The 14,390-nt window shown below is 66.4% G+C and carries 11 protein-coding genes and 1 pseudogene; all 12 read left to right on the top strand.

The window, feature by feature from the left end; translation table 11 throughout:
• Positions 1 to 18 precede the first annotated feature (18 nt).
• The 12 genes and pseudogenes from mtr (at position 19) to hpf (ending at position 14,336) form a co-directional block, all read left to right on the top strand.
• Positions 19 to 1,383 (top strand): mycothione reductase, encoded by a 1,365-nt coding sequence (gene mtr, locus ACYU98_RS01215; protein ID WP_460466352.1) that lies wholly within the window; start codon positions 19 to 21, stop codon positions 1,381 to 1,383.
• Between the two features lie 200 nt (positions 1,384 to 1,583).
• Positions 1,584 to 1,736 (top strand): annotated as a pseudogene (locus ACYU98_RS01220) (ATP-binding cassette domain-containing protein); the annotation flags it as partial.
• Positions 1,737 to 1,899: 163 nt separating this feature from the next.
• Positions 1,900 to 2,493: an MOSC domain-containing protein gene (locus tag ACYU98_RS01225; protein ID WP_460466353.1), complete on the top strand. Its 594-nt coding sequence runs from the start codon at positions 1,900 to 1,902 to the stop codon at positions 2,491 to 2,493.
• A 19-nt stretch (positions 2,494 to 2,512) separates the two neighbouring features.
• Entirely contained in the window at positions 2,513 to 4,447 is a 1,935-nt protein-coding gene (locus tag ACYU98_RS01230) for a thioredoxin domain-containing protein (protein ID WP_460466354.1), read from the top strand.
• 52 nt (positions 4,448 to 4,499) lie between these two features.
• Complete coding sequence (locus tag ACYU98_RS01235) at positions 4,500 to 5,441, top strand: DUF808 domain-containing protein (protein ID WP_460466355.1); 942 nt, start codon at positions 4,500 to 4,502, stop codon at positions 5,439 to 5,441.
• 67 nt (positions 5,442 to 5,508) lie between these two features.
• Positions 5,509 to 6,825 (top strand): metallophosphoesterase family protein, encoded by a 1,317-nt coding sequence (locus tag ACYU98_RS01240; protein ID WP_460466356.1) that lies wholly within the window; start codon positions 5,509 to 5,511, stop codon positions 6,823 to 6,825.
• Between the two features lie 123 nt (positions 6,826 to 6,948).
• Positions 6,949 to 8,400 (top strand): adenosylhomocysteinase, encoded by a 1,452-nt coding sequence (gene ahcY / locus ACYU98_RS01245; protein ID WP_460466357.1) that lies wholly within the window; start codon positions 6,949 to 6,951, stop codon positions 8,398 to 8,400.
• A 170-nt stretch (positions 8,401 to 8,570) separates the two neighbouring features.
• Positions 8,571 to 9,251 (top strand): MtrAB system response regulator MtrA, encoded by a 681-nt coding sequence (mtrA, locus tag ACYU98_RS01250; RefSeq protein ID WP_460466358.1) that lies wholly within the window; start codon positions 8,571 to 8,573, stop codon positions 9,249 to 9,251.
• Between the two features lie 52 nt (positions 9,252 to 9,303).
• On the top strand, positions 9,304 to 10,938 hold the full coding sequence (mtrB, locus tag ACYU98_RS01255) for an MtrAB system histidine kinase MtrB (protein ID WP_460466359.1): 1,635 nt from the start codon (positions 9,304 to 9,306) through the stop codon (positions 10,936 to 10,938).
• A complete protein-coding gene (locus tag ACYU98_RS01260) occupies positions 10,935 to 12,725 on the top strand; it encodes an LpqB family beta-propeller domain-containing protein (protein WP_460466360.1) in 1,791 nt (596 codons plus the stop codon). The genes mtrB and ACYU98_RS01260 overlap by 4 nt, the downstream gene beginning before the upstream one ends.
• Before the next feature lie 59 nt (positions 12,726 to 12,784).
• Positions 12,785 to 13,492 (top strand): ComF family protein, encoded by a 708-nt coding sequence (locus tag ACYU98_RS01265; protein WP_460466361.1) that lies wholly within the window; start codon positions 12,785 to 12,787, stop codon positions 13,490 to 13,492.
• A 193-nt stretch (positions 13,493 to 13,685) separates the two neighbouring features.
• Positions 13,686 to 14,336 (top strand): ribosome hibernation-promoting factor, HPF/YfiA family, encoded by a 651-nt coding sequence (gene hpf / locus ACYU98_RS01270; RefSeq protein WP_460466362.1) that lies wholly within the window; start codon positions 13,686 to 13,688, stop codon positions 14,334 to 14,336.
• Positions 14,337 to 14,390 lie beyond the last annotated feature (54 nt).

Below are 14,390 nucleotides of genomic sequence, written 5' to 3' on the forward strand. Positions count from 1 at the left end.
GGGGAGGATGATCGAGGCATGCACTTCGACCTGGCGATCATCGGCACCGGCTCCGGCAACTCCGTCATCACCCCCGACTTCGACGACAAACGCGTTGCCGTTGTGGAGAAGGCCCTCTTCGGCGGCACCTGCCTCAACGTGGGCTGTATCCCGACCAAGATGTTCGTCTACGCGGCGGAGGTCGCTACCTCGATCCGCGAGGCGGCTCGCTACGGCATCGATGCCCGCATCGATGGGGTTCGCTGGCGCGACATTCGCGACCGGGTGTTCGGCCGGATCGATCCGATTGAGGCGGGCGGTCGCAACTACCGCGTCGACGGCCCGAACACGACAGCGTTCCTTGGCACCGCGTCGTTCGTCGGTCCCCGCGAGATCGAGGTCGGCGTCGAGGGCGTCGCCCAACGGTTCACCGCAGATCAAATCGTGATCGCCACCGGCTCGACTCCCGTGGTCCCGCAGCAGATCCGCGACAGCGGTGTGCGCTACTACACCAACGAAGACGTCATGCGGATCGACGAACTTCCGCGGCGAATGACGATCGTCGGCGGCGGTTACATCGCGGCCGAGTTCGCCCACGTCTTCTCCGCGCTCGGCGTGGAGGTGACGGTACTGGCTCGCAGTTCACGGATGTTGCGTCATTTGGACGATGAACTCGTCGAGGCATTCGATGAGTTGGCCGCGCAGCGCTGGGACCTGCGGCGCGACACGACCGTGAGCGCCTTGCGTCCCGAAGGCGACGGAGCGGTGTTGACGTTGTCGGACGGCAGCGAGCTGGCGACGGACCTGTTGTTGGTGGCGACCGGCCGGGCGCCGCTCGTGCCGAACGGCATCGAGTTGGCGGGCGTCGATCTCGCCGACGACGGTCGGGTGGCGGTCGACCCGTACGGCCGCACCTCCGCCGAGGGCGTGTGGTCGCTGGGTGACGTCAGTTCGCCCTACCAGCTCAAGCACGTCGCGAACCTCGAGGCGCGGGCCGTCGCGCACAACCTGAGTCACCCCGATGACTTGCACGAGTTCGACCACCGGTTCGTCCCGGCCGCCATCTTCACCCACCCGCAGATTGCGACCGTCGGCCTGACCGAGCAGCAGGCTCGCGACGCCGGCTACTCGGTCACGACCAAGACGCAGAAGTACGGCGACACGGCCTACGGCTGGGCGATGGAAGACGCCACCAGCATCGTGAAGTTGGTGGCAGACCGCAGCAACGGCCAGTTGCTCGGCGCGCATCTGATGGGCCCCGACGCCAGTTCCCTGATCCAGCCGCTGGTGCAGGCGATGAGTTTCGGGCAGTCGGCCGACGGCCTCGCCCGGGCGCAGTACTGGATCCACCCGGCGATGGCGGAGGTCGTCGAGAACGCCCTGCTGGGTCTCGACTTCGACTGACCCCCAGCCCCGTTGGTTGAGCCGGGCGAGGCGTTAGCCGAGGCCGGCTCCGAGCGGGACGTCGCGCCAGCAACTGATGTCGTACGCTTGGAATCGCCGGCCGCAGTCGACGCCCGGGTTCCGGGGTCGAACCCCACGGGTTGCGCACGATCACATAGTCGACCGGACGCAGCTCGTAGCGCTTGGGGACGTCGACGGGGCTGCTAGAACTGGTCGGACTTGGGGATCGCGGTAACGACAACTATGCCGGCTATTCGCTAGGCATGAAGCAGCGGCTTGGGATCGCCGCGGCGCTGCTCGGCGATCCGGAGTTGGTCATCCTCGACGAACCGACCAATGGCGTTGCCTCCGCAATTGCGCGCGTTGGCCCAGTCGATGCGCCGTCCGGCGACCAGCGAAGTGAGAGCGCATGGTTCGGTGCGCCGGTTGTGGCGAAAGCTTCGACAGCAGTTCCGTGCTGGTCATCGGCGGTGGCGGGCGCAGTGGTCGAGCCCAGTGAGCGGTTAGCCTGTTGAGGTGAGCCAGCCGCAGGTAGTTTCTGTCAGCCGCGACGAGCTGCACCGTTTTTCCAAGGTCCCGACCAGCAGCATCACCCTCGTTGCCGGGCTCGGCGTGGTCGGCGATGCCCACGCCGGAACCCTGGTGCAACACCGTTCCCGGGTTCGCCGCGACCCGAATCAGCTCAATCTGCGCCAGGTGCACCTCATCCCGTCCGAACTGTTCGTCGACGCGCAGACGATGGGCTACGAGCTGCACCCGGGCGACCTGGGGGAGAACGTCCTGACCCGTGACCTGGACCTGCTCGCCCTGCCCACCGACACGCTCCTGGACTTCGGCGACGCTGTCGTTCGGCTCACCGGTCTGCGCAACCCATGCGCACAGATCAACACGTTCGAGCCCGGGCTGTTGAAGGTGGTGCTGTCTCGCGCCGACGGGACGCCCACCGACGAACCGGCTCCGTCGACGGCGTCGCCCGAGGCCACGAGCGTTGAAGTAATTCGCAAAGCGGGTGTCATGGCGGTCGTTGAACGCGGCGGCGAGGTGCGGCCCGGGCAGCCGGTCACCGTGACGCTGCCCGAGAAGCCCTTCGTCCCGCTAACGCCGGTCTGACACGTAAGTTCGGAGTCTCATGGCCAACCAACTCGCCGGCGCGACCAGCCCGTATCTGCTCCAGCACGCCGACAATCCGGTGGATTGGTGGGAGTGGAGCGCCGGAGCTTTCGCGGAGGCGAAGCGCCGCGACGTACCGATCCTGCTGTCCATCGGCTACGCCGCCTGTCACTGGTGCCACGTGATGGCTCACGAGTCGTTCGAGAACCCGGCGACCGCCGCCCTGATGAACGAGCGGTTCGTGAATATCAAGGTGGACCGCGAGGAGCGACCCGACCTCGACAGCGTCTACATGTCGGCCACGACCGCGATGGCCGGACACGGCGGGTGGCCGATGACCTGCGTGCTCGATCACGAGGGGCTGCCGTTCTTCGCCGGCACCTACTTCCCGCCGCAACCGCGCCACGGGCAGCCGTCGTTCGAGCAGGTGCTGACCTTCCTGTCGGGGGCGTGGGTTGACCGACGAGACGACGTACGCGCCTCGACTGAGGCACTGCGTGAGTTCCTCAATCGGGCCGCGGCGCATGCCCTTCCGATCCCGGCAGATGCACTCGACACTGCCGAAACGCTCCTGCAGGCAGACTTCGACCAGCAATTTTCCGGCTTCGGCGGCGCTCCGAAGTTCCCGCCGTCGATGGTGTTGGAGTTCCTCCGCCTGCGGAAAACGCCACTCGCTGACCAGATGCGGTCGCAAACGCTCGACGCAATGGCTCGGGGCGGGATTTATGACCAGGTCGGTGGTGGGTTCGCGCGCTACAGCGTCGACCGTGAGTGGGTGGTCCCGCATTTCGAGAAGATGCTCTATGACAACGCCCAGCTGCTGAACACCTTTGCGCGACAAGGGGATCCGCTCTCCGATCGCATCACGCGCGAGACCGCCGACTTCATGTTGGCTGAGCTGCTGACCGGCCAGGGCGGCTTTGCCAGTTCACTCGACGCTGACTCCGATGGGGTGGAGGGCACCTTCTACGTCTGGACCCCGACCGATCTGCAAGAGACGCTGGGGGAGGAAGCGGGTTGGGCCGCAACGACGTTCAACGTCACCGCGGCCGGGACCTTCGAGGAGGGCGCTTCCACCCTGCAACTGCTCGAAGACCCCGACGACACGGATCGCTTCGACCGAGTGCGTACGAAACTGCAGGTCGCGCGCGACCGCCGCACCCGCCCAGCTCGGGACGACAAGGTCGTCGCCGGATGGAACGGACTGGCGATCGACGGGCTCCTCGCAGCTGGGCTCACGCTGGCTGAACCTCGATTCGTCGCAGCGGCCGAACGAGCCGCGGATCACCTGCTGGAGACCCACCTCGTCGACGGCCGGCTGCGCCGGGTGTCGCGCGACGGTCGTGTCGGTCGACCGCTCGGCGTCCTTGAGGATCATGGCGAGCTCGCCGGGGCCCTTGCGCGGCTGGCCGGAGCGACCGGGCAGACCCGTCATCTCGACGCGGCAATTGGATTGCTGGACAACGCAATCGCGCTCTTCGGCGCCGACGACGGGGGTTTCTACGACACCGGCTCTGATGCGGATGCCCTCGTGTCGCGCCCGCGTGACGGCAGCGACAACGCGAGTCCCTCCGGTCTGTCGGCGATGGTGAACGCCCTGCTCGACGTCGCCGCGCTGACCGCCGACGACTCCTACGCCGAACGAGCAGACGCCGCCTTGCGGACCGCGACCGAGCTGATCACCCGCGCCCCACGCTTCGCGGGATCGGCCCTCGTCGCGGCCCTCCGAATCGCCGAGGGCAATCCCTGCGCCGTCGTGGTGGGCGAACCGGGCGCGGCCCGAGACCGATTCGTCGCGGAGGTCTCCCGCGCTGCTGCTGGTCCCGTCGTGGTGACCGACGGGGGATCAACCCTGCCCATCGCGATCGGCAAGAACACCACCGACGGTCATCCGACGGCGTACGTCTGCCGCGGGTCAGTCTGCGAACCGCCGCGTACGCGACTCGACGGCTAAGGCTCACAGCGAACGTTCGGGAACCGTCGCCGCATTCCGTACCATGGCACCCATGGCCGCCGGAATCGCAGCACTCCTCGACGACGTCGCAGCGCTTGCGCGCGCCGCGGCCGCATCCATCGATGACGTCGGGGCGGCGGCGACCCGCGCCAGCGTCAAAGCGACCGGCGTTGTCGTCGACGACACGGCGGTCACCCCGCGCTACGTCGAAGGCATCGACCCCAAGCGCGAACTACCGATCATCAAGAAGATCGCGATCGGCTCACTGCGCAACAAGCTGATCTTCATCCTCCCGGCGATCATGCTGCTGTCGCAGTTCGTCGGCTGGATCGTGATGCCAATCCTGATGATTGGTGGCGCCTACCTGTCGTTCGAAGGCGCCGAGAAGCTCTGGGAGGCGCTGCGCGGCGGCGGGCACGAGGAGTCCAGCGAGGGCAAGTCCGAGGACGAAATCACTGCCGGCGCCATCCGTACGGACTTCATCCTGAGCAGCGAGATCATGGTTATTTCGCTCAAGGAAGTCGACCATGAGCCGTTCCTTTCCCGCCTGATCATTCTGGTGATCGTCGCGCTGCTGATCACCGCGCTCGTCTACGGCGTCGTCGCGATCATCGTGAAGATGGACGACGTCGGCCTCCACCTCACCAAGAAAGAGGCGACCCGGTCGCTCGGGAAAGCCTTGGTCGCCGGAATGCCGAAGGTGCTCAGCGTGCTGTCGACGGTCGGCATCGCCGCGATGCTCTGGGTCGGCGGTCACATTCTGCTGATGGGGCTGGACGATGTCGGCTGGAAGTGGCCGTACGCCCAGTTGCACCACCTCGAACACAGCGTCGCCGACGCGACCGGCGCGGTGGGCGGGGCGCTCGGTTGGCTCACCAATACCCTCGGTTGCGCCGTCGTGGGTCTGGTCGTCGGTGGCATCATCACCGCGATCGTCCTGACCTTCTTCCACCACGACGACCAGACGCACACCGCACCCGCCGGGGCGCACTGACCGCCCTGCTGGGAAACGGGAAAAGGCCGAACCGACGCTGTCGGTGCGCAGTCGTACGCTGACCGGCATGGAGCGGATCGCACTCATCTCTGATGTCCACGGCAACCTGACCGCCCTTGAAGCGGTGCTTGCCGACATCGATGCGCGTGGCATCGACCGCATCTTCAACCTGGGCGACTACGTCGGCAAGGGTCCGCGCGGCCGCGAGGTGGTCGAGATCTGCCAGGAGCGCTGCGAGGTCAACATCCTGGGTAACTGGGATGACTTCCTGCCGGAGCCGAGTGTGTTCCCAGGGTCGGCCTATGACCCCACATTGGCCTGGTGGCGTGATCAACTCGGTCCGGGCCAGGGGGAGTGGTTGCGATCGCTGCCGTTCAGTCACGACTTCACGATGAGCGGCCGCCGGATCCGGCTGTTCCACGCCTCCGCGACGAGCGTCCACACCCGAGTGCGGTTCGACCACGACGACGTCGAGTTCCGCGGAATGTTCCAGAACACGCCCGCCACCGGCAACGGACCACTTCCGACGGTCGTCGCCTATGGCGACACCCACGACTCGTTCCTGGAGACCGACCTCGGTCTCACCCTGATCAACACCGGCAGCGTCGGCAATGCCCTGGATGACAACGTGCCGGTCTACGTGATCCTGGAGGGCAGCTACGACAGCGATGCGCCCGCGCCGTTCGGGGTTCAGTTCGTACGGGTGCCCTACGACGTGCAGGCGGAGCTGGACTACTCCGCGTCGGTCGGAGCTCCCGATCACGAGCTCTATGTCGCCGAACTGCGCGATCGGCGCTATCGCGGTGACGTGAAGCGAGGCGAACCATCTGGCTACCACCGCAGCTCCCGGGTCGCGGCCGACACCAAAGACTGGACCTGGACTCTCGAACAGCGTTGCCCTGACTGCGGATTCGAGGCGTCGTCGGTCGACGGGGAAGCCATTGGCGGTGCGGTCCGCGCCTTCACCGCTCCGTGGGCGCAGGTGGTCAGTCAGCCCGGCGCGCGCCGCCGCCCCGATCCGCAAACCTGGTCGCCGGTGGAATACGGCGCCCACATCGCCGACGTGTGTCGGGTGTTCGACCGTCGCCTGGCACTCCTGCTCACCATGGACAACCCCAACTTCGCCGATTGGGATCAAGACCAAGCGGCGATCGATGGTGACTACCCGAGCGTCGACCCGCAGGTCCTGGCGCCTGCCCTGGCCGACGCGGCGCAGCGCCTTGCTGATGCCTACGACGCGGTCCCGCCCGGCGCCGCCTGGGATCGGGCCGGCGTGCGGTCGAACGGCTCGAAGTTCAGCGTGCTCACTCTCGGGCGCTATCTGCTCCACGACCTGGCTCATCACCTGCACGACGTCGGTGCAGAGATTCCCGCGCTGCGATGAGGCAGTTCGGCAGCTTGGCTATGCCTCGGTATCCTCGGGGTTGCCGGCGTGGGCGATAACCCGCAGGAAGCCCAGAAGGGCGCGCCGGGTCCACCGAGTCACACAGAAGGAGCAGGGACACTTATGTCCTTCGACTACAAGGTTAAGGACCTCAGCCTCGCCGAGGCCGGCCGTCACCAATTGCGTTTGGCCGAACACGAGATGCCGGGCCTGATGGCCCTGCGCGAGGAGTTCGCCGACAGCCAGCCGCTCAAGGGCGCGCGCATCGCCGGTTCGCTGCACATGACCGTGCAGACCGCGGTTCTCATCGAGACCCTCACCGCGCTGGGCGCGCAGGTTCGCTGGGCCTCCTGCAACATCTACTCCACCCAGGACGAAGCGGCTGCTGCCGTTGTCGTCGGCCCGAACGGCACCCCGGAGAACCCCCAGGGCGTTCCGGTCTTTGCCTGGAAGGGCGAGACCCTCCCCGAATACTGGGACTGCACCAACGAGATCCTCACCTGGCCCGGCGGCGAGCTGGCCAACATGATCCTCGACGACGGTGGCGACGCCACCATGCTGGTCCACAAGGGCACCGAGTGGGAGGCCGCCGGTCAGGTGCCGCCGACCACGCAGGACGACTCCGAAGAGTTCTCCGTCTTCAAGGATCTGGTGCGCAAGACGCTCACCGAGGACCCGCAGAAGTGGACCAAAGTCGGCGCCGAGATCAAGGGCGTCACCGAGGAGACCACCACCGGCGTACACCGCTTGTACGAGCTGGCCAGCTCCGGCGAGTTGCTGTTCCCGGCGATCAACGTCAACGACGCGGTCACCAAGAGCAAGTTCGACAACAAGTACGGCACCCGCCACTCGGTGATTGACGGCTTGAACCGCGCGACCGACGTTCTCATTGGTGGCAAGGTCGCCGTCGTCGCCGGCTTCGGCGACGTGGGCAAGGGTGTCTCGTCGGCGCTCGCTGGTCAGGGCGCTCGCGTCGTTGTCACCGAGGTCGACCCGATCTGCGCGCTCCAAGCAGCGATGGAGGGCTTCCAGGTCGTGACTATGGACGAAGCCTGCGAATACGGCGACATCTTCGTCACCACCACCGGTTGCTACGACGTCATCACCGCCGACCACATGTCGCGGATGAAGAACAAGGCGGTGGTCAGCAACATCGGCCACTTCGACAACGAGATCGACATGGCTGGCCTCGCGAAGATCCCGGGCATCACCAAGACCGAGATCAAGCCGCAGGTTCACGAGTGGACCTTCGAGTCCGGCTCCTCGATCATCGTGCTGTCCGAGGGTCGCCTGATGAACCTGGGCAACGCCACCGGCCACCCGAGCTTCGTGATGTCCAACTCCTTCGCGAACCAGACGATCGCCCAGATCGAACTGTTCGAGAAGGCCGAGGACTACGTCGATGTCAAGGGCAAGCCCACCGTCACCACGTTGCCCAAGCACCTCGACGAGAAGGTCGCCCGGCTCCACCTCGACGCGCTCGGTGTGAAGCTGACCGAGCTGACCAAGGGCCAGGCGGAATACCTCGGCGTCGACGTCGCGGGTCCCTACAAGCCGGAGCACTACCGGTACTGATCACATTTGCCGCTCCGTTGCGGTTGAGGCCGATGGCGCTGCGCAAGCCTGCGCCATCGGCCTCGTGCATCCCGCGGGGTGAGCCTCCCGACGCGGGGTTCGCGCCGCGGCGAGGGAAACCGAACTAGGTGTGTGAAAATGTTCCGAATCGTGATTCTGGAAGGGTGGACATGACGCACAGTGTGCTCGTGGTCGATGACGACCCGTCGTTGGCCGAGATGTTGGGCATCATCCTGCGTGGTGAGGGATTGCAGGTCTCTCACTGTGCGACGGGCAGCGGCGCGCTCGAGGCGTTCCGGGATGCCAAGCCCGACGTTGTTCTGCTGGACGTCATGTTGCCCGGTATCGATGGGGTCGAGGTGTGTCGACTGATCCGCGCCGAATCCACGGTGCCGATCGTCATGCTGACCGCCCGCACCGACACCGTCGACGTCGTCCGCGGCCTCGAAGCCGGTGCCGACGACTACGTCAACAAGCCTTTCAAGCCGCAGGAGTTGGTCGCGCGTGTTCGGGCCCGCCTGCGTCGAGGCGAGGAAGAAGAGGTCGAGACGATCTCGCTGGGCGACCTCACCATCGATGTCAATGGTCACTCGGTAGTTCGCGCCGGCCAGCCGATCAGCCTGACGCCGCTCGAGTTCGACCTGCTGGTTGCGCTCGCTCGCAAGCCCTGGCAGGTTTTTACCCGCGAGGTACTGCTGGAGAACGTGTGGGGCTACCGCCATGCCGGGGACACCCGACTGGTCAACGTCCACGTGCAGCGATTGCGCTCCAAGGTGGAGAAGGACCCCGAACACCCCGAGATCGTGCTGACCGTCCGAGGAGTCGGCTATAAAGCCGGACCGAGCAGCTGACACCGCCCGTGCCGCGGCCCCCGTACGGGCGGTTCGCAATGCGCTGAACGCGATGCGGGCTGTCGGTCGCTGGATCGCGCGCCGGTGGCGGCGATCGCTGCACACCCGCGTGGTCACGACCACCGCGCTCGCTGGTGCGGTGTTCACGTTGGTGTTGGGCTCCTACATGTATCAGCGGATCGCCACCGGCCTGGTCGACTCCAAAATGCGATCCTCTGAGGCCGAAACCCAGTCCAAGCGGGCCGACGCGCAGGCCTACCTGTCGGGAACCCCGAACACCGACCTCACCTCATTGCGCCAACTCGCTTATGACACGGTGCAGCGCGTTCGCTCGCCCGGCGACGACCTCTCCCGACGGGTGGTGCTGCTGAAGTCAGTGGGCAACCAGGCCCAGCCCGTTGCGAAACTGAGTTCGCCGGGCACCAGCGAGTCGATGATTCCCGACGACATCAAAGAGGCCTTGCAGGCCGACCCCGACCACCAGCAGGTCAAAATCATCACCGTCCCGCAGGGCGCGTTCGCCAACGACGGCGACCCCGAGGTTCCGGCGGTGCTGGTCGGTTCCCGGGTGACGATCCCGAACGCCGGCGCCTACGACATCTACTTCATCTATCCGATGGACGCCGAGGTCACCACCCTCAACATCGTCAAGGGAACCTTCGCCGCCGGCGGTGTTGCCCTCATCGTGCTGCTGGCCGCCTTGGCCTATTTGGTCACCCGGATGGTGGTGAGCCCGGTTCGGCAGGCGGCCCACGTCTCCGAAAGATTGACCGCGGGTGCGCTCAACGAGCGAATGGATGTGCGCGGCGACGACGACCTGGCCCGACTCGCGCGCTCCTTCAACGCGATGGCTGACAGCATGCAACGCCAGATCCGTCAGCTGGAAGATCTGTCCACGCTGCAGCAACGATTCACCTCCGATGTCTCTCACGAACTGCGCACCCCGCTGACGACCATCCGGATGGCGGTGGACATGCTGCACGATCACCGCGCCGCGTTTGAACCGCCGGTCGCGCGCTCCGCCGAACTGCTCAGCCGCGAACTCGACCGGTTCGAAGGCCTGCTCACCGACCTGCTCGAGATCAGCCGATTCGACGCCGGCGCAACGGGATTGACTCTCACACCAGGCAATCTGCGCCAAGTCGCTGACCGGGTCGTCGACTCTTCCAAGGTGCTCGCCGAGCGCAACGGAACCCGGCTGTACGTGCTGGGCAATTCCTCCGTCGTGGTGCCGATGGACGAACGTCGGATCGAGCGCATCCTGCGTAACCTGATCACCAACGCGATCGAACACGGCGAACGCAAGCCGATCGAAATCCGCATCGCCACGAACGCCACGGCCGCCGCGGTCACGGTGCGTGACCACGGTGTCGGACTCAACCCGGGCGACGCCGTACGCGTCTTCAATCGGTTCTGGCGGGCCGACCCGGCCCGAGCGCGTACGACCGGAGGCACCGGCCTGGGCCTTTCCATTTCGCTGGAGGACGCCCGGTTGCACGACGGGTGGTTGCAGGCGTGGGGCGAGCCGGGGCAGGGCAGCACCTTCCGGCTCACGCTGCCGCGCAATCCGGGTGTGCCGATCACCCGATCACCGCTGCCGCTTGCTCCCGATGACTCCCAAGTGGGTCAGGTCATGCCGGAGGGCAACAGCCTCACCCTCGGACGCACCAACGGAGAGCGGCAATGAGAGCGCTGCGCTGGTTCGCGTTGATGCTCGTGGTCGGTCTGCTCGCGGGATGTGCGGGACTGCCCACGACCAGTGCGGTGAGCGCGCGCGATGCCATCACCGCCGAACCCTCCGAGCCTGGTCCGAATGTCGAGTTCTACGGTCCGCAGGGCGGCGAGAGCCCGGTGGAGATCGTCCGCCAATTCCTGCGCGCTACCGGCAGCGTTGATGAGGACTACAAGGTCGCGCGTGAGTTCTTGGCATCGACGGCCAACCGAACCTGGGCGCCCGGGGCCCAAGTGGCGATTAACCGTGGTGAATCTGACTTCATCACCACCCAGTTGTCGCCGACATCGGTGCGTTTGACCGCAACCTCGGTGGCTGGTTTGGACGACACGGGCCACTTGATCGACTACGCCACTCCGAAGCAGCGAACGATCGATCTCAGCCTGGCGAAGGTGGCCGGCGAGTGGCGCATCTCCGGCTTGCCTGCCGACTTCGGGCCCTATTTGACCCAGACCGATTTCGAGCGCATTTACACCCCGTATCGCGTCTATCTCGCAGAGACGCTCACGCACACGCTGGTTCCCGACGAGCAATACTTCACGGCGCCCGGTCTGCCGACCGCGTTGGCTCGAGCCGTGCTTCGCGGGTTCCCGCGTGAGCAGTCCGATGGCAGCGCCCAACCAGCCTTCAACCGAGTGCCCAGTGGTACTCGTCTCGCGGTCGATGCCGTGCCGGTCGCCGCTGACGGCACCGCGAGTGTTGACCTCACCACTGGCGTGATGCGCGCCGACAGTCCCAGCCGAACCGGACTCTGGGCGGCGATGATGGCCACCCTCAATCAGGTGTCCGGGGTGCGTCGTGTGGAACTGACGGTGGGCGGCACCCGCCTCGACACCGCTTCCCTGCCCGACGCGCCGGTGGTGCCGAGCGACGTCGGCTACGAACTTCGTACGCCGTCCAACGACGGGGTGCTGACCCGCACCGGTGACACCTTGTCGTGGCTCGACGAGTCGGCCAACGACGAGGCGACCCACCCGTTGAAGAACGTGCCGCTACCCATTCTCAGCCGTAACTGGTATCTCCTGGCCGCCTCCGCCGACGGACATCAGTTCGCGGGGGTCAGCGGTGACCGCAACAGCCTCGGGCGGTGGGACAGGTCGACCAAGGTCGCCGTGGTCCCGACCTTCGCTCGCCTGCTGACCCGGCCCAGTTTCGATGATCTGGGGGAGTTGTGGATCAGTGGCACCGCGCTGTCCAACACCGGCCCGAACCGCACCACCAGCAGCGGATCCGGCGTGTGGATGGTCGACACCACCGCTGGCCAGGCCGCCCGACCGCAACCGATCTCGGTGCCGTGGTTGAAGGACCCGCAGATCGTTGCGCTCCGCGTCGCCGGCGACGGCCAACGCGTCGCGGTGGTGACCGGTGACGGCAAGGGCAAGACCACGCTGCAGATGTCCTACGTAGTCCGCGACGCCAACGGCCAACCGACGGCCCTGTCCACCCCGGTCGTGGTGTCGCGCACGGTCTACGACGTCGCCGATGTCGCCTGGTTGGACGATGTGACGCTGGCGGTGATCGGCGCCTCTGTCGAGAAGGGGTCGCCCCAGGTGATCGAGGTCCCCTTGAACGGCTTCCCGAGTTCGATGGGTGAAGTGCCCGGTGCGCAGCAGATCATCGGCACCGGTCGCGGCGATTCCGAGGTCTACGTCGTCACCAATCGCCCGTCCGTCATCGCCCGGGTCGGCAGTGGCTGGCGAACCCTCCCCAACACGGTCGGTGTCGTGGCTCCCGGAGCGTGATCTGCACAGTTCGGTGGCCAGCGCTGGCGGTTGAACCGGCCGCCGGGTGCACTACGGGAATGCGAGATCTGCTGACCGTGGTCCTGGACGCGACGTTGGAGCTGGGCGTGCCGCGCACCTGTTGTGGCTGCGCGGTGCCGGGCGCCCGGTGGTGCCGACACTGCGACCGTACGGTGGCCGGCATCGTCGCGCGGGAGAGCCTCGGCTGGGTTGATCGCCCCGGGGTCGACCTGCCTGCCACTTGGGTTCAGGCGGACTATGCCGGACCGGTGCGTGGCGCAATCCCGGCGTACAAGGACGGGCGCCGGGATCTGGCCGGGCCGCTGCACGCGCTGCTGCGCGCCGGGCTGTCCGGCCTGTTGAACCACGACTCCGACACCAGATCAGCGGTCGCGGAGCGCCGTCTCATGGTCGTCACCGCGCCGTCGCGGGCCTCCTCTCGGCGCGAGCGGGGGTGTGTTCCGATCCGCGATCTGGTTCGTGGCGCCTGGTCGCCTCGGCACTTGGAACTCGCCCCGACGGGTTGCCTACGCTTCACCCGCTCGGCCGCCGACCAGGGCGGGCTGTCAGCTGATGAACGCGCGACGAACCTCAGCGGTGTCTTCCGAGCCCACGCTGTCGCCGGTCGAGCATGTCTGCTCGTGGACGACGTGGTGACCACCGGCGCCACCGTCGCCGAGTCGGCCAGGGCCCTTCGCGACGCGGGGGCGACGTCGGTGACTGCGCTCGCGATCGCGGCGACAACGCTGCGGCTGGATCGGCATTGAGGGCCTTCACAGAACCCGTTGTCACCGATTGTTTACTCCCCGGACACCGCGGGCTAGCGTTGGGCCATGGAAGCGCGTTGCGACACCTCGTGGTCGCAACGCCGCTGTGTTTCCGGCCCCGGAGAGGGGGTGGTGGCCACGGAGGAATGGACGTGAGGTCCGAAGATTCTTTGTTTTCACCAGAGGAGATTTCATGGAGATCACCGTCACCGGTCGACACACATCGGTCCCGGAACGTTTTCAGCGCCACATCGAGGAGAAGCTCTCGAAGGTCTCGCAGTTCGACCCCCGGGTCACCCGCTGCGAAATCGTGGTGTCCCACGAACCCAATCCCCGCTTGGCTAAAGAGGCCGACCGGGTGGAGATCACCTGTTTCGGCAAGCGCGTCGTGATTCGCGCTGAGGCAAGCGCTGACGACCCCTATGGCGCGCTCGACCTCGCCATGACCAGGCTCGGTGAGCGATTGCGTCGCCAGCATGACAAGCGCCGGGTCCATCACGGCAACCACCGCACACCCAAGTCGGTCCACGACGCGACGGCCAGACTCGCCGACGCCGAGAACATACCGATCGAGTCGGCAGCCGAGGAGCCGTTGCCCGATCACATCGCCAAACTTGGCGGCGACGCGGACTGCCCGGTCGAGTTGCGCGAGAAGGTCCACGTCACGGCACCGATGACCGTTGACCAGGCCCTCAACGCCATGGAACTAGTCGGCCACGACTTCTACCTCTACCACGATGCCGACTCCGGCAAGCCTGCGGTTGTGTACCGCCGCCGAGGCTGGTCCTACGGACTCCTGACGCTGGATGTCCACGAGGAAATGGCCGACGGCGAATCTGCTTGAGCGCCCCCGACCACCAATGAGTGAGCGCCGGTCGAACCCTTCGGTTCGGCCGGC

Source organism: Calidifontibacter terrae, assembly GCF_054778835.1.

Bases quoted from the DNA above. Each gene is read 5' to 3' on its own strand.
- ACYU98_RS01240 (WP_460466356.1), top strand. From the start codon at position 5,509: ATGGAGCGGATCGCACTCATCTCTGATGTCCACGGCAACCTGACCGCC.
- ACYU98_RS01260 (WP_460466360.1), top strand. From the start codon at position 10,935: ATGAGAGCGCTGCGCTGGTTCGCGTTGATGCTCGTGGTCGGTCTGCTC.
- ACYU98_RS01235 (WP_460466355.1), top strand. From the start codon at position 4,500: ATGGCCGCCGGAATCGCAGCACTCCTCGACGACGTCGCAGCGCTTGCG.
- ACYU98_RS01230 (WP_460466354.1), top strand. From the start codon at position 2,513: ATGGCCAACCAACTCGCCGGCGCGACCAGCCCGTATCTGCTCCAGCAC.
- mtrA (WP_460466358.1), top strand. From the start codon at position 8,571: ATGACGCACAGTGTGCTCGTGGTCGATGACGACCCGTCGTTGGCCGAG.
- mtr (WP_460466352.1), top strand. From the start codon at position 19: ATGCACTTCGACCTGGCGATCATCGGCACCGGCTCCGGCAACTCCGTC.
- mtrB (WP_460466359.1), top strand. From the start codon at position 9,304: ATGCGGGCTGTCGGTCGCTGGATCGCGCGCCGGTGGCGGCGATCGCTG.
- hpf (WP_460466362.1), top strand. From the start codon at position 13,686: ATGGAGATCACCGTCACCGGTCGACACACATCGGTCCCGGAACGTTTT.
- ACYU98_RS01265 (WP_460466361.1), top strand. From the start codon at position 12,785: ATGCGAGATCTGCTGACCGTGGTCCTGGACGCGACGTTGGAGCTGGGC.
- ahcY (WP_460466357.1), top strand. From the start codon at position 6,949: ATGTCCTTCGACTACAAGGTTAAGGACCTCAGCCTCGCCGAGGCCGGC.